Genomic DNA, 19,704 nt, shown 5'->3' on the forward strand with positions numbered 1-19,704 from the left:
GGAGCGGGGTGGTGCGAGGCGATCCTGAGTGCGTTTAGGTCAGGTCGCGTGCATCCACGCCGCTTGCGTAAGCAGGCCGAGAAGTACGAGGGTAATGAGGAATACAGGGCTTTCCAGGCCGGCCGGCGCGCGAACGGCCGCCACCGCCTTCGCGGTTCGCCCCTTCATCATGTCGCGCGTCATCGTGGCCACGGGTGGCTCCCTGTTCTGACGCCAAGAAACCATAGGCGCTGGACAGGCACAACCCCTGTCGCAAAAATTTTGCGCATTATCTCGAAAAGAACCGCCTCAAGGGTGTTTCTTGCCCAAAGCTGACAACGCCGCATCTGGAAGCGTAACCGTCCATCACATCATGTTACGCGCGCGGGGTTGAAACCCATCCGCGACCGCTCCATTGAGACGCCAACCTATATACACCGCTCAACACCTACCGTTCAGAGGAGCCTCCCATGACCGTTCGCGTCGCCATCAATGGTTTCGGCCGCATTGGCCGCCTTGTCCTGCGTTCCATCGTCGAGCACGGCCGCACGGACATCGAAGTCGTGGCGATCAACGATCTGGGCCCCGTCGAGACCAACGCCCACCTGTTCCGCTACGATTCGGTTCACGGCCGCTTCCCCGGCACGGTGACCTCGGGCGAAGACTGGATCGACGTCGGCACGGGCAAGATCAAGGTCACGGCCGAACGCGACCCGGCCAACCTGCCGCACGCCGAACTGAAGGTGGACATCGCCTTCGAATGCACCGGCATCTTCACCTCCAAGGACAAGGCCAGCGCCCACCTGAAGGCCGGCGCCAAGCGCGTCCTGGTCTCGGCCCCCGCCGACGGCGCCGACAAGACCATCGTCTTCAAGGTCAACCATGAGGTCCTGACCGCCGACGACATCGTCGTGTCGAACGGCTCGTGCACCACCAACGCCCTGGCCCCGGTCGCCAAGGTGCTGAACGACCTGTTCGGCATCGAGCGCGGCTATATGACCACCATCCACTCCTACACCGGCGACCAGCCGACGCTGGATACGATGCACAAGGACCTGTATCGCGCCCGCGCCGCCGGCCTGTCGATGATCCCGACCTCGACCGGCGCCGCCAAGGCCCTGGGCCTGGTCCTGCCGGAACTGAAGGGCAAGCTGGACGGCTCGTCGATCCGCGTCCCGACCCCGAACGTCTCGGTCGTGGATCTGAAGGTCGTCTCCAGCCGCGACGTGACGGTCGATGAGATCAACGCCGCGCTTCAGGCCGCCGCCGACGGTCCGATGAAGGGCGTCCTGTTCACGACGACCGATCCGCTGGTCTCGCACGACCTGAACCACATCCCCGCCTCCTCCACCGCCGCCCTGCCCCAGACCCAGGTCGTCGACGGCAAGCTCGCTCGTGTCCTCAGCTGGTACGACAACGAATGGGGCTTTGCGACGCGGATGGCCGACACGGCCCTGGTGATGGCGAAGTTCCTGTAAGCCGAAAACGTCTCCTCCCCACAGCGTGGGGAGGGGGACCACGAAGTGGTGGAGGGGCTCTTTCCACCGCACCGAACTCGGGGCCAGAGCCCCTCCGTCACGGCGCAAGCGCGCCGCGCCACCTCCCCATCGCTTCGCGACAGGGAGGAGACAGGGAAACGATCATGACCTTCCGCACCCTCGACGACGCTCACGACCTCGCCGGCAAGACGGCTTTGGTCCGCGTGGACTTCAACGTCCCGATGGAGGGCGGAAAGGTCACGGACGACACCCGGCTGCGGGTCGCCCTGCCGACGATCCAGCGTCTGCGCGACGCAGGCGCCAAGGTCGCCCTGCTGGCCCACTTCGACCGTCCCAAGGGCCAGCGCGTCCCGTCAATGAGCCTGAAGCCGGTCGTCCAGCCGCTGGAGGAACTGCTCGGCGCGCCCGTCCGCTTCGCCGACGACTGCATCGGCCCGGACGCCGTGGACGCCATCCGCGACCTGGACGCCGGCGGCGTGGTCCTGCTTGAAAACGTGCGCTTCCACGCGGCGGAAGAGGCGAACGACCCCGTGTTCGCGCAAAAGTTGGCCGACCTGGGCGACCTCTACGTCAACGACGCCTTCTCGGCCGCCCACCGCGCCCATGCCTCGACCGAAGGGATCGCCCACCACATCCCCGCCTACGCCGGCGAATCCATGCGACGCGAACTGAACGCACTGGACGCCGCTCTGGGCAATCCGCAGAAGCCGGTCATCGGCATCGTCGGCGGCTCCAAGGTCTCGACCAAGCTGGACCTGCTGAAGAACCTGGTCGGCAAGCTGGACCGGCTGGCCATCGGCGGCGGCATGGCCAACACCTTCCTCTATGCGCAAGGCGTCGATATCGGCGGTTCGCTGGCCGAAAAGGACATGACCGACACGGCGCGCGAGATCTTGGCTGAAGCCCAAGCCAAGGGCTGCGAAATCCTGTTGCCGGTCGATGTCGTCGTGGCGACCGAGGTCAAGCCCGGCGCCGACGCCCGCACCATCAAGACCGGCGAGCCGCTGCCTGCCGACGACAAGATCCTGGACGCCGGTCCCGACACCGTCGCCCGCCTGAACGCCGCCATCGACGCGTCCAAGACCCTGATCTGGAACGGCCCCTTGGGCGTGTTCGAGGTGCCGCCCTTCGACGCCGCCACCGTCGCGGCGGCCAAGCACGTCGCCGAACGCACCAAGACCGGCGCCCTGATCGCGGTGGCGGGCGGCGGCGACACCGTCGCGGCCGTCAGCCATGCCGGCGTCACCGCCGACCTGACCTTCGTCTCCACCGCCGGCGGCGCCTTCCTGGAATGGATGGAGGGCAAACCCTTGCCCGGCGTCGAGGCCCTGCGCGACTGATCGGCGGCGATGCAGGCGGATCACGCCTGCGCCCTATCGTCTGGCTGGAACGAAAAGCGGTTGTAACGCGGCGTGACTTCAACACGCCGCGCGGCTAGTCTCTCGCCCAATCAAAAAAGACTACTCGGCTCAGGAGACTACCCAATGGCGCGCATCACGCTGCGACAGCTGCTCGACCACGCGGCAGAGAACGACTACGGCCTGCCCGCCTACAACATCAACAATATGGAACAGGGTCTGGCGATCATGGAGGCGGCCCACGAGGTCAATGCTCCCGTGATCATTCAAGCCTCGCGCGGCGCCCGAAACTACGCCAACGACATCGTCCTGGCCAAGCTGATCGACGCCCTGGCCGAGCTTTATCCGCATATCCCGGTCTGCATGCATCAGGACCACGGCAACGGCCCGGCGACCTGCGCCACCGCCATCCAGTACGGCTTCACCTCGGTGATGATGGACGGTTCGCTGGAAGAGGACGCCAAGACCCCAGCCTCCTACGAGTACAACGTCGATGTCACCCGCCGCGTCACCGAAATGGCCCACGCCTGCGGCGTTTCGGTCGAGGGTGAACTGGGCGTGCTGGGTTCGTTGGAGACCGGCATGGGTGAAGCCGAAGACGGCCACGGCTTCGAGGGCGTCCTCGACCATTCGCAACTGCTGACCGACCCGGACCAGGCCGTCGATTTCGTCGCCGCCACCAAGGTTGATGCGCTCGCCATCGCCATGGGCACCAGTCACGGCGCCTACAAGTTCTCGCGCCAGCCGGACGGTGAAGTCCTGGCCATGAATGTGATCGAGGAAATCCACCGCCGCTTGCCCAACACCCACCTGGTGATGCACGGCAGTTCTTCCGTGCCGCAGGACCTGCAGGACATCATCAACCAGTACGGCGGCGAAATGCCCCAGACCTGGGGCGTGCCGGTCGAGGAGATCCAGCGCGGCATCAAGCACGGCGTGCGCAAGGTCAACATCGACACCGACAACCGCATGGCCATCACCGGCGCGATCCGTAAAGCGCTGGCGGAAAAGCCGGGCGAGTTCGATCCGCGCTTCTATCTGAAGCCCGCTAAGGAGGCGATGAAGAAGCTCTGCATGGAGCGCTACGTCCAGTTCGGCTGCGAGGGCCAGGCGTCCACGATCCGTCCGCTCTCCACCGCCCAGATGGCCAAACGCTACGCCTCGGGCGACCTGGATCCGTCCTTCCGCGGCGCATCCGTCAAGGCCGGCTGAGACGTCTAGACCGGGTAGCGACCGCTCAGTTCGCGCCGCACCCGGCGAACGTCCCATTCGGCCCGGTCCAGCGCGTCGCGTGCGTCTCGGGCGTTGCGACGCGCATCGCGGATCTCTCCTCCAGCCTCCGGTCAGGCACTGGTCCTTGCTCATGGTCGTGCGACTGCCCCGCGCCGCCACGGCGACCGCCGACCGCAGTTTGGGTATTTGCATGCGAACCACTCGTTGTCTGGCTTTGACGGCACTCAACTTCGTGCAAAAATGACCGCATGCAAAGTTCGCTCTCGCCAGAACATGTCCGAAGCTTGGTCGTTGAGTCAGCGAAATCGCTTCGACCTGCACCACTGACAATAGAGACGCCAGAGATAAGTCAGCGAAACGATGATGCCGGAGCCAGTTGGGTAATTCGCACAGCCATCAAACGTCCAGATGATCGCCAAGCCTGGGCTATCACTCGTCTGCGCTTCACCCAGGCGATTCGTGATCGTCTGCTTGAGCTTGGCGATGAGCGTTACCCAATCCTTGAGGTGCTTTCTCCCGAAGAGTGGCGCGCCGCCCATCATGCTTGACGCCAAGGCTCTGTTGACGGTCGCCAACGGTCTCGTGGGATCAAGGCGCAAGGGCGCACCCAACCAGGCATCGCTCCGTCGCGCGGTCTCGACGGCCTACTACGCCCTTTTTCATGCGCTGGCGGCCAAAGGCGCGGATACGCTTGTGGGGCGGACCAAACGCAAGACATCGCGCTACTCCTTGATTTATCGCGCGTTCGAGCATTCCCGAATGCGGCAAGGATGCGAAGCCATCGACAAGGCGATTCTCGCGCCCAAGATACAGGCCGCGCTCGGAATCGCGGTCGCGTCGCAGGAGTTGCGAGATGTCGCCGTAGCATTCGTCAATCTACAGAAGCGAAGACACTGGGCGGATTACTCAGCGAGCGGCGCAATCACGCGAGCCGATGCGCAAGACCTCGTGGATCAAGCCAAGTTTGCCATTGACCAGCTCAACGCCGCCGACGCCGAGGAACGCGCGAACTGGCTTGCCCTGCTGCTGACGTCGGCACGAGAATCGTGATTGACGAGGACGATGTCTCGTCCGCCGAGGTGCTGGAGGCGCGCATCGACGCGTCCGGCGTCCGCCTGGACAAGGCGCTGGCCGACGCCTTCCCGACCCTGTCGCGCGCCCGGCTCCAGGCCCTGCTGGCCGACGGCGCCGTCACCCGCGACGACGTCGTCCTGACTGGCGGTTCGGCCAAGGCCCAGCCCGGCCTCTACGTCGTCGCCCTTCCGCCCGTGGCCCCCGCCACGCCCCAGCCGCAGGCCATCCCCCTGACCGTCCTCTACGAGGACGCCGACCTTATCGTCATCGACAAGCCCGCAGGCATGGCCGCCCATCCGGCGCCCGGCACGCCCGACGGCACCCTGGTCAACGCCCTTCTGGCCCACTGCGGCGACAGCCTGTCGGGCATCGGCGGCGTCGCCCGCCCCGGCATCGTCCACCGGCTGGACAAGGACACCTCCGGCGTCATGGTCGCCGCCAAGACGGACCGCGCCCACCAGGGCCTGTCCGCCCTGTTCGCGACCCACGACATCGAGCGCACCTACATCGCCCTGACGCGCGGCGCACCGTCGCCGTCCAAGGGCCGGATCGAGACCCGCATCGGCCGCTCCACCGGCGACCGCAAGAAGATGGCTGTGCTCAAGGCCGGCGGCCGCGAGGCCATCACCGACTATGTCGTCCAGACCACCTTCGGCGAACCGGCCAAGGCCGGCGGCGCACCCATGGCCGCCCGAGTCGCCTGCACCCTGCACACCGGCCGCACCCACCAGATCCGCGTCCACCTGTCGTCCAAGGGCTCGCCCATTCTAGGCGACGCGACCTATGGCTCCGGCAGTCCGGCGATCCCCGTGCGCGCCGCCATCGCCGAGGCGGAGCTGTCGCGCCAAGCCCTCCACGCCGCCGTCCTCGGCTTCGTCCATCCCGTCACCGGTGAACAGATGCGCTTCGAAACCGCGCCCCCCACTGATATGTTGCGCCTCGAAGCCCTGCTGTCCGAACTCTGAGACCCGCCATGCTCGATCCCGAAATCCACGACAACGCCGAGCTGAAACGCTACGAACTGCCCGTCGATGGCGAGGTGGCGATCGTCACCTATAACCTGTCGCCGCCCAATCTGATGATCACCGAAACCCTGGTCCCGGAACGGCTTGAGGGTCAGGGGATCGCCAGCCGCCTGGCCAAACATGTGCTGGCCGACGCCAGGGCCCGCGACCTGCTGATCCTGCCGGTCTGCCCCTTCTTCTCCGCCTATCTTCAGAAACACCCCGAACACGCCGAGGCGGTTCACCCGACCTATCGCGGCATCCTGGGAATCTAGGATCCGGCGCCGAACACCCCGGTCATGGCCATGACGAACAGGCCCACGATCGCAATGGCCGACACGCCGGCGGCGACTGCCCCCACGGCCAGGACAACGATCAGAACCCGTTCGCGCACGCTCTTTTTCATGGCTGCCATCTAAGCGGTTCGAACGTCAAACGTCCACGCGCGTCAACCGCACCGCCATCCATTGCCGCCCCGGCAAGGTCAGGGTCGGTCGCGCCGGATCGCGGAAGAAGTATTTGGTGTCGTCGCGCTTTTGCATCGTGAACTCGCCCGGCACGGCCTCGACGGTCATGTTCCAGGTGTCGATCACATCGACCTTGAACCGCTCGCCGCCGACGATCTCGTCGCGGGGCAGATCGACCGCCCATTCCGTCGGCGCCGTATCCCCGAAATAGCGCAGGTAGTACCGGCCCGGCACGCCACCCAGATGCTGCTCCCACCATTTGTCGATCGGCTCGACCCCCGGCTTTGGCCCCGCCTCCATGAGGGCCTTCAGGAAGGCCAGCCGCGGCGCGCTCTCGCCACGCAGCGCCCCGCCCTCGCCCAGCCAGAACTCGCCGCCATCGACCGGGAAACACTCCGAATGGCCGACATAGGCCCCGGCGATCAGACCGTGCCAGAAGGCCCGCACCATCTGCGGCCCGGTCAGGTTCCCCCAACGCTCGTCCAGCGAGCCCTCATAGCAAACTTCATCGAAGATCACGGCCTTCTGCCAGACGCTGCGATAGGTCTCGGCCCGCGCATCATCCATAACGGCCGATCCGTTCTGGATGCTGGAATGCGTCACCCAGGGCTTGCCGTTGTCGTACAGCCTGCGCCAGTTATGGATCGATCGCAGCCGTCCGTACGGATCGTTGGCCTGCACCAGCTGGAACAAGCGATCCCAGTCCGTGTCCGTCTTGGTCTTCAGGATGTCGAACTCGTTGGCCATCGACCACCAGACGTTCCGATAGGCCGCCAGCCGCGCCACGACATAGCGGACGTAGCGGTCGTCCGCCTCGATCGGCATCTCGTCGAACCCGTATTTGCCGTCATAGGGGTGAAACAGGATCACGTCCGCCTGGATTCCAAGGTCCACCAGCGCCGCCACGCAGGACTCCAGCCGTCGGAAATAGGCCGGGTTGAACCGCGTCAGGTCCCAGTCCTTGTCGCCGGATCCGGTCTTCTCGAACGGGAACAGAGCCTCGTTCGTCTTCACCGAGGCGTTGGGGAAGACCAGCATCCGCATCTTGTTGAACGGCGCGACCTTCAGCGTCTCAAGCGTCTGCCGCCGCTTCGCCTCCGGCTGGTGCGTCCAGCCGTAAGCGGTCGTGCCGATCTGGCGGAACGGCGTCCTGTCCGCGTGGGCGAAATGATAGGTCTCCACCACGCCGACCGGCCCGTGATTGCCAGACGACGGCGCCACCGCCTCGAGCTGACCCGACCGACCGTTCAGCGCCGCAACAGCGCTTTCGCTTGTCCAACGCCACGCCCCCGTCTCGGGCGGCGAGAACCGGATGCGCCAGGTGTCATCCCCGTCAAAAAAGCCAGGCGCCCGCACCGTGGTCCGACCGTCGGTGAAGACCCCGACGACCTCGACCGCGTATGGATTACCCGGGACCGTCGCCTCCAGTGCGACCTCGAACAGCCCCCATCGCTCAACCCGTTCGGGCGTCGCCGCCTGCACCGTCCCTGCCAATCCCAAGGCCGCCGCCGTCGCCAGCGCGCCCCTGCGTGTCAGTTCAAGTCCCATTCGCTCCTCCCCAGGAGTCATTTGTTACCGGTGTCATACAGGGCGCAAGGCGACGGCGACAAGCGCGTCAGCCTGCCGCGTCGGCGCATCTTGAATAGCAACTGACAAAGTTCTATATAGGACATTGATCGGCGCGAGTGGCGCCAGGGCCACGGTCACGCTTTCGTGTGACGATCCGCCTCTAAAAATGGCGGCAACCCATCGCTACTTCACCGGTTGAGGGGTGAGACTTCGGCGCACGCACCGTGGCCGATGACGAAGAGCCCGCTCGTTTAGACGGTCGGAGGGACCTGTATATGGCTGCCAATAGTACGCTCGCGGTGATGTCGCCTGAACAAGGCCTGTCGCGTTATCTGACGGAAATCCGCAAGTTTCCGATGCTGACCAAGGACGAGGAGTTCATGCTGGCGAAGCGCTGGTCCGAACACCAGGACGCCGAGAGCGCCCACCGTCTCGTGACCTCGCACCTTCGTCTCGTGGCCAAGATCGCCATGGGGTATCGCGGCTACGGCCTGCCGATCGGCGAAGTGATTTCCGAGGGTAATGTCGGCCTCATGCAGGCCGTCAAGAAGTTCGACCCGGACAAGGGCTTCCGCCTGGCCACCTACGCCATGTGGTGGATCCGCGCCTCGATCCAGGAATACATCCTGCGCAGCTGGTCCCTCGTGAAGATGGGCACCACGGCTGCGCAGAAGAAGCTGTTCTTCAACCTGCGCAAGGCCAAGAGCCAGATCTCGGCCTTCGAGGAAGGCGACCTGCACCCCGAACACCTCGCCGCCATCGCCACCAAACTGGGCGTCAGCGAGGAAGAGGTGACCAACATGAACCGTCGCCTCGGCGGCGACGCCTCGCTGAACGCGCCCCTGCGCGCCGACGGTGAAAGCGAATGGCAGGACTGGCTGGCTGACGACACGGCCGTGTCCCAGGAAACCCAACTCGCCGAAGACGAGGAAAAGGGCATCCGCATGAGCCTCCTTCAGGAGGCAATGGAAGAGCTGACCGATCGCGAGAAGCACATCCTGACGGAACGTCGCCTCAAGGACGACCCCGTCACCCTGGAAGAACTCGCCGGCCAGTACGGCGTGTCGCGCGAACGCGTGCGCCAGATCGAGGTCCGCGCCTTCGAGAAGCTGCAAAAAGCCATGCGCGCCGCCGCCGAAGAGCGGAACCTGGTCGACGCCTGATCGAGAATAACCTGTCGCGCTTTATCGGCGCGACAGGCCTCTATCGCCTCAGGACGCTCGCGCCATCAGCGCCGTTTGCTCTGCGGCCTTGGCCGTTGCGACCACGGCGCCGATCGGCTGGGCCAGACCGACCTTGGTCACCTGACCGCCGGCCAGATAGGCCTGCAACGTCGCCACGACCATCGCCAGCTTGGCGTCAGCCGTCTTGATCGCCAGCCCGTTCAGCGTCTCGGCCTGCTGTCGAATGGCGCGCGTCGCTTGCGACGGATCCTGATCGAACTGCGCCATGGCTGAAACCAGGATGCGGATCGCCTGATCCTTCACTTCGGCCGGCCCACCGCCTGCCGAACCGTCGCTGCGTCGTTTGCGCGCACCGGAAAATTCGCCCGAGTTGAACCGCCGCCGATCCGGCCCGACATAGCCGACCGCTTCGATCCACGGCCGGGGCTTCAACGCGACGTTCTCGACCCGCTTGAACAGGTCGCCGGTCGTGAACGGCTTTCTCAGAAACTCGTGGATGCCGGAATCGCGCGCGCCCTTGATGGCGGCGGCGGTCGCCTCGCCCGTCACCATGATGATCGGCGACATTCGGCACGACATGCTGGACCGGCGTATCCGCCGCGCCAGCGTCTCGCCGTTCAACGTCTCGCCGGACCGCTCGGTGAAGATCATGCCCGGCTCGACGTCGCGCAGCAGCTCAAGCGCCCGCTCCTCGTCGGTCTCGGCATAGACCTCGCGCGCGCCCATCCCCTTCATGATGTCCGTCAGCAGTCGTGCGGACGACAGATTGGGGTCGATGATCACCACCCGCCTGACGGCGGGTTCGATGCGGCTCAAGGTTCTGGCGTTGGCGGCGAACACGTCCGTCTCCCGGTTGGAGCCGTTATCCTTACCGCGCGCTGGTTAAAGCCTGTTGAATCAACGAAACCGTCGCCTCACCCTTGGAAGGGATCCCGCATCAAAATCGTGTCGTCCCGTTCAGGGCTGGTCGATAGTAGGGCCACAGGCGCGCCGATCAGCTCCTCGATCCGTCGCACGTATTTGATGGCGTTGGCGTTGATGTCCTTGAAGCTGCGGACCCCGGCGGTGCTTTCGCTCCAGCCTTCCAATTCCTCGAACACCGGCTCGGCGGCGGCCTGGGCCTTCAGGCTGGACGGCAGATAGTCCAGAACCTCGCCATCGACCTTGTAGCCGACGCAAATCTTCAGCGTCTTCAACCCGTCCAGCACATCCAGCTTGGTCAGGGCGATGCCGTCGATGCCGTTGATCGCCACCGACTGACGCACCAGCACGGCGTCGAACCAGCCGCAGCGACGCGCCCGGCCCGTATTCACCCCGACCTCGCGGCCGACGGTCGCAAGATGTTCTCCGACCTCGTCGTCAAGCTCGCACGCGAACGGGCCTTCGCCGACCCGCGTCGTATAGGCCTTCACGATCCCCAGCACATAGCCGACGCCGCGCGGGCCGATGCCCGACCCCGCCGCCGCCTGCCCCGCCACGGTGTTGGAGCTGGTCACATAGGGATAGGTGCCGTGATCCACGTCCAGGAAGGCGCCCTGCGCGCCCTCGAACAGCACGCGTTTGCCGTCCTTCTGCGCCTGATCCAGCACCCGCCACGCCGGCTTCACATAGGGCAGGATCTTGGGCGCGATCTCCAACAGCGACGCCAGCAGCGCGTCGGGGTCGATCGGCTCAAGCCCCAGCCCCGCGCGCAACGGATCGTGGTGCGAACGCAGCCTGTCGATCTTGACCCTCAGGTCGTCTTCGTTGGCCAGGTCACAGACGCGGATGGCGCGACGCCCGACCTTGTCCTCGTAGGCCGGACCGATGCCACGCCCGGTCGTGCCGATCTTGGCCCCCGGCGCGCTCGCCGCCGCCTCGCGCGCCACGTCCAGCGCAGGGTGGATCGGCAGGATCAGACAGGCATTGTCGGCGATGGTCAGGATTTCGGGGCTGATGGCCACGCCCTGGGCCTGGATCTTCTCGATCTCGCCGACCAGATGCCAGGGATCGACGACCACGCCGTTGCCGATGATCGACGGCTTGCCCTGCACCACGCCCGACGGCAGCAGCGCCAGCTTGTAGACCTTGCCGTCCACGACCAGCGTATGGCCCGCGTTGTGACCGCCTTGGAACCGCACGACCATGTCGGCGCGGTTGGACAGCCAGTCCACGATCTTGCCCTTGCCCTCGTCGCCCCACTGGGCGCCGACCACCGCTACGTTCGCCAAGGTCCGTACTCCGCCTTAGCGTTCTCCTCGGAGAACGCGTCAAAACCAGCAGGCGCCGCATCTTCGCGGCGATCTGAATGCGGGCGCAGCCTATAGCGGGGGAATCATCCGATGTCGTCCCAGAAGTCGGATTTATCCGATCTCCGAGACCGCCGTTTCGAACGCCCATTCCAACCACGGCGTCGCTGCGACCACATCGGCCGTCTCGACCGTGCAGCCGCACCATAGCCTCAGGCCCGGCGGCGCGTTGCGGTGGGGCTCCATGTCGAAGACCGCCGCCTCGTCTTCCAGCAAGGCCTTGAACCGCACGACGAAGGCCTTCTGCGCCTCGGCGTCCAGCGCGGCGATCCGTGCATCGGTGAACTTCAGGCAGACCGAAGTCGTCGATCGGATCTCCGGCCGATCCGGCAGGAAGGCGATCCAGTCCGTCTTCTCGACCCACGCCGCCAATGCCGCATAGTTGGCGTCCGTGCGCCGGATCAACTCGCTCAGACCGCCGATGCCCTTCGCCCAGTCCAGGGCGTCGATCCAGTCCTCGATGGTCAGGATCGAGAAGGTGTTGATCGCCACCCCGTCCGCCAGCGCCCGGTCGAACCCCTTGCCGTCCGTCAGCCGCAGCAACTTCGGTATCGCCCGATCCGGCCGATACGTATCCAGCCGCTCGATCGCGCGCGGCGACAACACCATCACGCCGATGCCCGCTTCGCCGCCCAGCGCCTTCTGAAAGCTGAAGGTCACGACATCCAGCTTGTCGAACGGCAAGGGCATGGCGAAGGCGGCCGAGGTCGCGTCGCAGATGGCCAGCCCCTTGCGGTCGTCGGAAATCCAGTCGGCGTCCGGTACGCGCACGCCCGAGGTCGTGCCGTTCCACGGAAACACCACGTCCCTGGACCAGTCCGCCTGGCTCAGATCCGGCAGCTCGCCCCACGGCGCCGTCAACGCTTCGGGCTCCAGCCCCAGATGATCCTTCACGTCCGCCAGCCAGGTCAGGCCGAAGTTCTCGAACGCCACGACCTGCACCGGCCGTTGCCCCAGCATCCCCCACAACGCCGCCTCGACCGCGCCGGTATCGGACCCCGGCGTATAGAGCATCACATGGCTCTCGGGCACTTCCAGCACCTCGCGCGTCAGCCGCAGGCCATGCGCGAACCGCTCCACGACCTCCGGCGCGCGAATACCCCGACCCAGCAGATTCGACGGCAAGGCGACCAGCGCATACCCCGGCCGCTTGGCCGTCGGCCCCGCCGAAAACCACGGCCGCGCCGGCTTCACATCAGGCTTCACGATCATGCTCTTTCCCCTTGGCGCTACCGCGCCTCGCGCGACTTGAGCGCGCTCAACGTCCCGGCGTATAGGGCCGCTTGGCCCGCCATTCCTCGGCGAACCGGGTCAGGGCCTCGTCCGGCTCGTCCGGCAGCGTCACCACCAGCCGCGCCAGCAGATCCCCGCGTTTGCCCGCCGCATAGGCCCCCCGCGCCTTCAGCCGCAGGATCTTGCCCGAGTTCGACCCCGCCGGGATCGTCATCTGCACCACGCCCTCGGGCGTCGGCACCCGCACCTTGGCGCCCAGCACCGCGTCGGGAACCGACACCGGCAAATCCATCGTCAGGTCCGCGCCGTCGCGCTTGTAGATCGGATGCGTCTCGATCTTCAGCTCGATCAGCGCATCGCCGTTCTCGGCCCCGCGCCCCGGCGATCCTTGCCCGCGTAGACGGATCGTCTGGCCTTCCGACGCGCCCTTGGGAATGGTCACGTCCAGAGTGCGCCCGTCCGAGAACTGGATCCGCCGTGTCGCACCCGCGATGGCGTCTTCGAGGCTGATGTCCAGCGTCGCCTTCACGTCCTGGCCGCGCGAGGTGAAGTCCCGCGCGCCGCGCTGGCGCCCACCCCCGCCGAACATGCCGAACAGGTCGTCCAGATCGACGCCTTCGAAGTTGCCGCGCCCCCCCGGTCCGCCGGCGCCCGCAAAGCCGCCGCCCTGTCCGAAGGGACTGCCGCCCGCACGACCGCCCCCGCCGAAGCCGCGATATTGTTCGTTGCCGTCGTTGTCGATCTGGCCCGCGTCGTATTTGGCGCGCTTGTCCTTGTCGCCCAGGATATCGAAGGCCGCCGTCACCCGCTTGAACTTGTCCTCGGTGATCTTGTCGCCGGGGTTCTTGTCGGGATGCAACTCCTTGGCGAGCTTGCGATACGCCTTCTTGACCTCGTCCGCGCTCGCGCCCTTCGAAACGCCCAGTTCCTTGTAGGGGTCGCCTGCCACGTCCGTTGCCGCTCCAACTGAAAAACCGAGAGGCCGTCAGTTAAGCCATGCCTTAGCCGCCGCAAAGGGCCGGACCCACCCTATTTGCTCAGACCAGCGCAATTTCCGCCCCGACCTCAGCTTCTGGACCCCAGCCGAACCCCTCGCCCCACTGCGTCACTGCAATCCGCGTCGTAGCCGTCACGCCTTCGGGGAAGTCCGCCGCCAGGTCCGCCGCAGCATAGGACGCCGACCGCCCCTCAACCTCCATCGTCCGAACCACGACATCATCATCCAGCACCCGCAGCCGAAACCGCATGGGATCGACCGCCGCCGTCTCGCCATCCCAGCCGTCGCCAAACAGCCGCACGCGCGGCGTCCAGCGGACCTCCAACCCATCCGCTGATGCTTCAACCGCCAGACCGCACGGCGACCACGGCCGGTCATGCCCGCCCCTCGACGTAAAGGCCGCCTCGCTGAACCCCGCCACGCCCGGCGCCGCCCCGGCCGGTCCCGCGCGACAGACCAGCGGCAGGCCCCGCTCCCCTCGTCCGATCTCCGCCCGCGCCAGCCGGTCGTCCAGGAACACCACGACCGATCCCGCCTCGGCGCCCGACCGCATCTCGGCCTCGGTCCCCTGCTGCCCGCGCAACAGACCCGTCAGCCGCCACGTCCCCGGCCCGACCAGCACCGCCGACCGATACTGCACGATCTCCCAGCCCGAAGTCGTCTCGACCGCCAGCGCATTGCCGCCACCCAGCACCGCCGCCTCGACCGCGCTCTCCGGCGCCGCACCCTCGACCCGAACGACCACCGCATTGGCCTCATCCCAGCGATGCTGTACCCCTGGCCCCAGCGCGGCGACCAGCACCCCGACCGTCGCCGTCGTCTCGACATCCGCCCGCGCCGTCAGCGTCTCCGCCGATGCCCCCGCATGCAGCCGCATCGTCCGCCAAGGCTCAGCCGCCACGGCCACGACCGGCCGACCATCCTCCTCACGTCCGATCAAGGGCGGCAGATCCATCACCCTCACGAAGGGCGCCCCGACCACCGCCGGCGTCTCGCCCCCACGCCAGACCCCGTCATCCTCGACGACCCGCCGCGCGATCACCGGCTCCAGCACCGCCGACGGCGTCTCGTCCGCCGTCGTCCGCATCACGCGCCAGTCACCCGGCCGACCTTCCAGCCGCACCCCGTCCCCCGGTTCCAGCCGCAAGGCCTCCAGCGGCCCCAGCGCCAGGGTCTTCGCCTCCACGCCGTCGCCATCCAGCGCCCGCTGCGCCGCCGCCTTCGCCAATCCGCCGCCGCACACCAGCGGAAGATCCAGATCGATCCCGCCCGCCGTCGCCGCTTCATCCTCCGACCGCACGACCACCGCCCCGGTCTGATAGTCCGCCGTCTCGTCGATGAACCGCACCCGCGCCTCGCCCGCGCGCGCCTCCAGCGTCCGCGTCGCCGTCTCCGCCGCGCCGCCGTCGGGCAAGGCCAGCGCCTCGCCCGCAATCTCCGCCACCGTCTCCACACGCCCCAGCACGGCGACCCGTCCGTCACGCTCAGCCGCCACCGCGTCAAACGCCGCCAGCAACGGCTCCAGCGCATCGCGCGTCCGCATCGGCCGGTCGATCACATAGCCGGCCGCCGCCCCCTCGACGCCCTCGACCGACATCTCCTCCGGCGTCAGCCCGCCCCGGCTCAGCACCGCCTCGATCAGGTCGCGTCGGTCCCCCGCCAACCGCCCGTTCAGCCAGTGCCCGGCCCGCCACGCGCCTGCGTCCGCCCAGACATCCCCCCTTGCCGGGAACGCCGGATACGGCCGCGCGTCCCAGCACCAGGCGTCCGCCGCCTCCAGCATCCGCCCGCCATAGACCCTCGATGCGGGATTGTTCTCGGGGTCCACATAATGCCCCAGCACCGCCTCCAGCGCCGCCCGCTGCACCGCGTCGTCTCGCACGCCCGTCGATCCCGGCGGCAGATGGCTCTCGCTGCTCTTGGGGTCCTGAAAAAGGTTCGGCGCATTGCCGCCCCGGTCCACCGCCGCACAGCCGAACTCCGACAGCCGCACCGGCTTCATCCCCGGAACCCAGGCCGTCGGCGTCGCGCTCCGAACCCCGCCCGGCCGGTCATGGTGCCGGTTCGACCACCACCCCTTCAGGTCCTTGGGCCGAAACACCCAGTCCTCGCCATACGCCCCATCGACGATGGGCGTCCGCACCTGCGCCACCCGATCCGCCTCGTTCGCATAATACCAGTCGAACCCATCACCGCTCGCGACGCGCGCCGCCAGATAGGCCGGGTCCGCCGCCCCACCGAACGTCGCCGCATCCACGCCCCCGCCCCCCTCGCGCCAGTCCGTCAGCGGCGGATACCAGTCGATCGACACATGATCGATGGTCTCATCTGCCCACAGCGGATCGAGATGAAACACCACCTCCCCGCCCGCCTGCCGCCCGAAATATTCGCTCCAGTCCGCCGCATAGGACAGGGCCACGCCCGGCCCCACCACCGCCCGGCATTCCGCCGCCAGCGCCCGCAACTGAACCACCGCCGGAAAGCCCCCAGCTGCATCCCGCGTCCAGGTCACGCCCCGCATCTCGGACCCGATCAACACGCCGTCCGCCCCCTCCTCGGCCGCGATCCGGGCATAGTGCAGCGCCATCCGCCGCAGTCCCCAATCCTCGGTCCCGCCGAACAGGGCCGCGATCTCCGCCGTCGCCCCCGCCCCGTCCACGCCCGCCACACGCCCGCGCCACGGATAGCCGGGGCAGTCCATGAAGACGAACGGATACAGCGTCACCTCCAGCCCCCGCGCCTTCAGCTCGCGGATCGCCTGACGCACGCTCTCGTCCGACGGCGTCCCGCCATAGGCCGGCGCCCCCTCCACCCGACTGACCTCATAGGCGTCCTCGCGCGCCACCCCCGCCACGGACCAGGCCATCGACTCCGTCGCCTTGTCGCGCCGCTCCACCCCCGGCCGCACCCGGCATTCCCCGGCCCTCAGATCGCTGCCGAACCACCCGACCACCAGACTGACCCGCTTCAGGTTCGGCAGTTGCGCCTGCAGCTGATCCAACGATGCGATCAGGTCCGCCCGCCCCTCGCCGTTGTGCACATTCTCAGGCCGCGTCCGCGTCAGCCCCTCGCGCCTCACCACCGCCTCGGTCGCCAGGGCGAACTCCCCCGCGCCGGGGATCAGGCATACGCCCTCCAACATGTCCTCCAGCCGCGCCGCCTGCCCCCTCGGCCGCCGAAACACCTCGAAACTCAGCTGCGGAACCCGATCCCCGAACGGCCCCAGCGGCAGATCCTCGAACACCACATAGGCTGTGCCGCGATAGGCCGGCGCCGCCCCCTCGACCGCCTCGATCAACGGATCCGGCGTCTGCCCCTCGCCCCCGCGATGCACGCGCATCACGACGCCAGTCATGTCCATCAGCCGCCCATCGGCCCAGACCCGCCCGACCCCGTCGATCTCGCCCTCGCACAGGGCCACGGCGAAGCTCAGAGAATAGACATAGTCGACCGTCTTCGGCCCGCCCTTGCCCGCCCGTCCCTTGTTCTTGTTTTCCAGGAACCGCGCCGCCCAGATCACCTGACCCGTCACCCGCGCCCGTCCGAACACACAGGCCATCGGCGACCCTTCCGCCGTCCCCTGAACCTTCAGCGTCTCCAGCCGGGGCCCTGCCTGCCGCGCCGGCCCCAGCGAGCCCACTACCCGATTGTCGATCGCCCGCCCGAGGGTCGAGCCGATCACCCGCCCGATCCCGCCGCCGACCTGCTGGCCGACCGCGCTCAGAACAACCTGCGCCATCTACGCCTCCTCAAAATCGTCTCCCTCCCCCGCGGGGGAGGGGGGCCGCGCAGCGGCCGGGTGGGGGCGGCCCGGCAAGGCCGCACGGACCGCGCGTGTATCGCCCTGCCCGCCCCACCCGGTCTCGCCTACGGCTCGCCCTGCCCTCCCCGGTCGGGGAGGGAGATGTTCAATCCGGAAATCGAAACACCGCGACCAGCCGTCGCCGCCACCAAACGCCCATCCAGCTCTCGACCACCGCCCGCCCCCAATAGGCGTGGATCATCCTCGGCTCCGGTCCCACAACCGCGCTTAGAATGGCGCAATGCTTCACCGCCGCCCCCGCAGACATGCGAAACAGCAGAACGTCCCCCGTCCGCATCTCATCGACTGCGACAGGCCTCAGCCATCGCCACGCCGCCTCCAGCAACGTCTCGCGCCCGCCGACCTCGGCCCAGTCCGCCGAATAGGCCGGCAAGATCTCCGGCTCCTCGCCCGCCACCTCGCGCCACACCCCGCGCACCAGCCCCAGGCAATCCGCCCCCACACCCCTCACGCTGGCCTGATGCCGATACGGCGTGCCGAGCCAGGATCGGGCCGATGCAACGACAAGCGCACCAACCTCTCCCTCCCCCCGCGGGGGAGGGGGGGCGAGCCGGAGGTGAGACCGGGTGGGAAGGGCCCGGCACTCCGAGTCCGCTCTCCCTGCCGTCCCCACCCCGTCATCGCTGCGCGCTGACGCCCCTCCCCCGCGGGGGGAGGGAGAGTTCTTCGTCGCTCCACCCCTCACCGCCGGCTCCCGCCGTCGTTACGCGCACTCCCGGCCGGATACGCCGTCAGGAAGTCGTCCCCCGGCACATTCGGGAAGCCGCGAAAGTTCACCCCATTTGCAAACGTCCCGACGCAGGTCGCCCACCGCTTGTCGCAGACCCGCCCCGCCGTCTCCGCGACCCCGCACCGCTGATCCCCCAGCCGCGCATCGCACATCCGCCCATAGGTCCGCCCGACCACCCGCTCCAGCTTCGCCAGAGGCCCCTCAAGCTCGGCGACAAACCCACCCCCTTCGCGTCGGATTTTCGCCAGCATCCCCCCCCACAGCCGCACCTTCAGATCCGGCCGCGCCCAGTCCACCCGCCACAACTCGACCGTCGCTGCATCGAACAACCCCGCCGCTACATCCTCCTCATTGATGGCATCGTCGTCCAGCGCCCCCGCCGCCGAGACCGACCCCGCCGCCAGCCCCACGGCGCTCTCGCCCGCCCCCGCCGTCCAGCCGCTCGCGGCCCGACAGACCACGCCGTCCAACACCAGGTCCCGGTCGTGATCGGTGAACCCCATCACCGCCCCGTCACCCCGCTCCAGCCGCCAGACATGACACAGCGTCGCCGCCCCGCTCTCGATGCGGGCGGCCATTTCTTCCGGTATGTTCCGCATGGTTCAGACCCGAACCTCGAGCAGCGGCACCGCCGCCATCCGCCCGGCCTCGAAACTCTCCAGCGTCGTCTCGATCCGATCAGAGTCGAACCGCACCGGCGTGTCGAACTGGAAGCCCGCCGTCACCTCGACGCCCGCACCCGGCGCGCGCTCCAGCGTCACCGCCCCCGTCGTCTCATCCACCGTGAAATCCGCGACCTCGACGCCCCCGACCGCCACCCGCACCGATCCCTCGACCGGCTTGCTGACAGGCCGCTCCACGTCGCCATATCGCTTCACCAGATCGAACGCGGTCCGCACCCCGTCGCCCACACCCAGCGCCTGATCCCCGGCCGAAACCGTCCCGCCCGGCACGCACGACTTGAAGTCGGCGAAGTCCTTGAACCGAAACCCGTACAGCCGCCCCCGTCGCGCCTCGAAGAAGGCGACCAGCTCGGCCATGTCGTCCAGCGACCTCAGGTTCGCCCCGATCAGATACCGCCTGCGCCCCAGCGCCCAGGGCGTCGAACGCCGCTCGAACCCCGACGCCAGCGTCGTGATCTCCGTCCGTCGCTCCACCCCGCCGGTCGAACCGAACGCCAGCCGCGCAGGCAGGCGCACCTCGTGAAAAGCCATTGCCGTCTCCATTGTGGCCGCCTCCGTCTTCGGCCAAGGTTCGACGACGGCG

The 19,704-nt window shown here is 67.6% G+C and carries 19 protein-coding genes; 7 read left to right on the plus strand and 12 right to left on the minus strand.

Going from position 1 to position 19,704, the window contains the following annotated elements:
- Positions 1 to 39: 39 nt before the first annotated feature.
- The gene (locus tag WC597_RS08785) at positions 40 to 192 is read right to left on the minus strand and encodes a hypothetical protein (protein WP_372692975.1); all 153 of its coding nucleotides are present in this window, start codon (positions 190 to 192) and stop codon (positions 40 to 42) included.
- 257 nt (positions 193 to 449) lie between these two features.
- Here WC597_RS08785 and gap point away from each other — a divergent pair, with 257 nt between their 5' ends.
- The 3 genes from gap to fba all read left to right on the plus strand — a co-directional run bounded on the left by gap (position 450) and on the right by fba (position 4,048).
- Complete coding sequence (gap, locus tag WC597_RS08790; protein ID WP_372692976.1) at positions 450 to 1,457, plus strand: type I glyceraldehyde-3-phosphate dehydrogenase; 1,008 nt, start codon at positions 450 to 452, stop codon at positions 1,455 to 1,457.
- 164 nt (positions 1,458 to 1,621) lie between these two features.
- Complete coding sequence (gene pgk / locus WC597_RS08795) at positions 1,622 to 2,818, plus strand: phosphoglycerate kinase (protein ID WP_372692977.1); 1,197 nt, start codon at positions 1,622 to 1,624, stop codon at positions 2,816 to 2,818.
- Positions 2,819 to 2,962: 144 nt separating this feature from the next.
- Positions 2,963 to 4,048 (plus strand): class II fructose-bisphosphate aldolase, encoded by a 1,086-nt coding sequence (fba, locus tag WC597_RS08800; protein ID WP_372692978.1) that lies wholly within the window; start codon positions 2,963 to 2,965, stop codon positions 4,046 to 4,048.
- 317 nt (positions 4,049 to 4,365) lie between these two features.
- Here the strand turns inward: fba and WC597_RS08805 are convergent, their stop codons facing one another.
- The gene (locus tag WC597_RS08805; protein ID WP_372692979.1) at positions 4,366 to 4,611 is read right to left on the minus strand and encodes a hypothetical protein; all 246 of its coding nucleotides are present in this window, start codon (positions 4,609 to 4,611) and stop codon (positions 4,366 to 4,368) included.
- On the opposite strand from WC597_RS08805, the gene WC597_RS08810 reads away from it, so the two are divergent.
- From WC597_RS08810 to WC597_RS08820, 3 genes are read left to right on the plus strand one after another with little or no spacing between them, the layout of a single operon-like run.
- Positions 4,610 to 5,119, plus strand: a complete 510-nt coding sequence (locus tag WC597_RS08810) for a hypothetical protein (RefSeq protein ID WP_372692980.1) — start codon at positions 4,610 to 4,612, stop codon at positions 5,117 to 5,119. The two genes, WC597_RS08805 and WC597_RS08810, sit on opposite strands and share 2 nt — an antisense overlap.
- On the plus strand, positions 5,116 to 6,108 hold the full coding sequence (locus WC597_RS08815) for an RluA family pseudouridine synthase (RefSeq protein WP_372692981.1): 993 nt from the start codon (positions 5,116 to 5,118) through the stop codon (positions 6,106 to 6,108). The genes WC597_RS08810 and WC597_RS08815 overlap by 4 nt, the downstream gene beginning before the upstream one ends.
- Before the next feature lie 8 nt (positions 6,109 to 6,116).
- Positions 6,117 to 6,422, plus strand: coding sequence for a GNAT family N-acetyltransferase (locus tag WC597_RS08820; RefSeq protein WP_372692982.1), 306 nt, complete (start codon positions 6,117 to 6,119; stop codon positions 6,420 to 6,422).
- Here WC597_RS08820 and WC597_RS08825 read toward each other — a convergent pair.
- Entirely contained in the window at positions 6,419 to 6,553 is a 135-nt protein-coding gene (locus tag WC597_RS08825) for a hypothetical protein (RefSeq protein WP_372692983.1), read from the minus strand. The genes WC597_RS08820 and WC597_RS08825 overlap by 4 nt on opposite strands.
- A gap of 25 nt (positions 6,554 to 6,578) precedes the next feature.
- Entirely contained in the window at positions 6,579 to 8,162 is a 1,584-nt protein-coding gene (locus WC597_RS08830; RefSeq protein WP_372692984.1) for a DUF5605 domain-containing protein, read from the minus strand.
- Positions 8,163 to 8,458: 296 nt separating this feature from the next.
- On the opposite strand from WC597_RS08830, the gene rpoH reads away from it, so the two are divergent.
- Complete coding sequence (gene rpoH, locus WC597_RS08835) at positions 8,459 to 9,346, plus strand: RNA polymerase sigma factor RpoH (protein ID WP_135193456.1); 888 nt, start codon at positions 8,459 to 8,461, stop codon at positions 9,344 to 9,346.
- A 48-nt stretch (positions 9,347 to 9,394) separates the two neighbouring features.
- Here the strand turns inward: rpoH and WC597_RS08840 are convergent, their stop codons facing one another.
- The 8 genes from WC597_RS08840 to WC597_RS08875 form a co-directional block, all read right to left on the minus strand.
- Positions 9,395 to 10,207, minus strand: coding sequence for a two-component system response regulator (locus tag WC597_RS08840; RefSeq protein ID WP_372692985.1), 813 nt, complete (start codon positions 10,205 to 10,207; stop codon positions 9,395 to 9,397).
- A 74-nt stretch (positions 10,208 to 10,281) separates the two neighbouring features.
- Positions 10,282 to 11,577: an adenylosuccinate synthase gene (locus WC597_RS08845; RefSeq protein ID WP_372692986.1), complete on the minus strand. Its 1,296-nt coding sequence runs from the start codon at positions 11,575 to 11,577 to the stop codon at positions 10,282 to 10,284.
- A gap of 132 nt (positions 11,578 to 11,709) precedes the next feature.
- Positions 11,710 to 12,867 carry a phosphoserine transaminase gene (locus tag WC597_RS08850; RefSeq protein WP_372692987.1) on the minus strand — a complete coding sequence of 386 codons (1,158 nt, stop codon included), beginning with the start codon at positions 12,865 to 12,867 and terminating at the stop codon, positions 11,710 to 11,712.
- A 46-nt stretch (positions 12,868 to 12,913) separates the two neighbouring features.
- Complete coding sequence (locus tag WC597_RS08855) at positions 12,914 to 13,837, minus strand: DnaJ C-terminal domain-containing protein (protein WP_372692988.1); 924 nt, start codon at positions 13,835 to 13,837, stop codon at positions 12,914 to 12,916.
- Positions 13,838 to 13,925: 88 nt separating this feature from the next.
- Positions 13,926 to 17,624 carry a glycoside hydrolase/phage tail family protein gene (locus tag WC597_RS08860; protein ID WP_372692989.1) on the minus strand — a complete coding sequence of 1,233 codons (3,699 nt, stop codon included), beginning with the start codon at positions 17,622 to 17,624 and terminating at the stop codon, positions 13,926 to 13,928.
- 169 nt (positions 17,625 to 17,793) lie between these two features.
- The gene (locus WC597_RS08865) at positions 17,794 to 18,393 is read right to left on the minus strand and encodes an NlpC/P60 family protein (protein WP_372692990.1); all 600 of its coding nucleotides are present in this window, start codon (positions 18,391 to 18,393) and stop codon (positions 17,794 to 17,796) included.
- Positions 18,390 to 19,037, minus strand: coding sequence for a DUF2163 domain-containing protein (locus WC597_RS08870; protein ID WP_372692991.1), 648 nt, complete (start codon positions 19,035 to 19,037; stop codon positions 18,390 to 18,392). The genes WC597_RS08865 and WC597_RS08870 overlap by 4 nt, the downstream gene beginning before the upstream one ends.
- 3 nt (positions 19,038 to 19,040) lie before the next feature.
- Positions 19,041 to 19,652, minus strand: coding sequence for a TIGR02217 family protein (locus WC597_RS08875; protein WP_372692992.1), 612 nt, complete (start codon positions 19,650 to 19,652; stop codon positions 19,041 to 19,043).
- Between the last annotated feature and the right edge of the window lie 52 nt (positions 19,653 to 19,704).

This window comes from Brevundimonas sp. (assembly GCF_041648115.1).
GTDB lineage: Bacteria > Pseudomonadota > Alphaproteobacteria > Caulobacterales > Caulobacteraceae > Brevundimonas.

Coding starts and splice junctions, on each gene's coding strand:
- gap (WP_372692976.1), top strand. CDS start 450: ATGACCGTTCGCGTCGCCATCAATGGTTTCGGCCGCATTGGCCGCCTT.
- pgk (WP_372692977.1), top strand. CDS start 1,622: ATGACCTTCCGCACCCTCGACGACGCTCACGACCTCGCCGGCAAGACG.
- fba (WP_372692978.1), top strand. CDS start 2,963: ATGGCGCGCATCACGCTGCGACAGCTGCTCGACCACGCGGCAGAGAAC.
- WC597_RS08810 (WP_372692980.1), top strand. CDS start 4,610: ATGCTTGACGCCAAGGCTCTGTTGACGGTCGCCAACGGTCTCGTGGGA.
- WC597_RS08805 (WP_372692979.1), bottom strand. CDS start 4,611: ATGATGGGCGGCGCGCCACTCTTCGGGAGAAAGCACCTCAAGGATTGG.
- WC597_RS08820 (WP_372692982.1), top strand. CDS start 6,117: ATGCTCGATCCCGAAATCCACGACAACGCCGAGCTGAAACGCTACGAA.
- WC597_RS08825 (WP_372692983.1), bottom strand. CDS start 6,553: ATGAAAAAGAGCGTGCGCGAACGGGTTCTGATCGTTGTCCTGGCCGTG.
- WC597_RS08830 (WP_372692984.1), bottom strand. CDS start 8,162: ATGGGACTTGAACTGACACGCAGGGGCGCGCTGGCGACGGCGGCGGCC.
- rpoH (WP_135193456.1), top strand. CDS start 8,459: ATGGCTGCCAATAGTACGCTCGCGGTGATGTCGCCTGAACAAGGCCTG.
- WC597_RS08850 (WP_372692987.1), bottom strand. CDS start 12,867: ATGATCGTGAAGCCTGATGTGAAGCCGGCGCGGCCGTGGTTTTCGGCG.
- WC597_RS08860 (WP_372692989.1), bottom strand. CDS start 17,624: ATGGCGCAGGTTGTTCTGAGCGCGGTCGGCCAGCAGGTCGGCGGCGGG.
- WC597_RS08870 (WP_372692991.1), bottom strand. CDS start 19,037: ATGCGGAACATACCGGAAGAAATGGCCGCCCGCATCGAGAGCGGGGCG.
- WC597_RS08875 (WP_372692992.1), bottom strand. CDS start 19,652: ATGGCTTTTCACGAGGTGCGCCTGCCTGCGCGGCTGGCGTTCGGTTCG.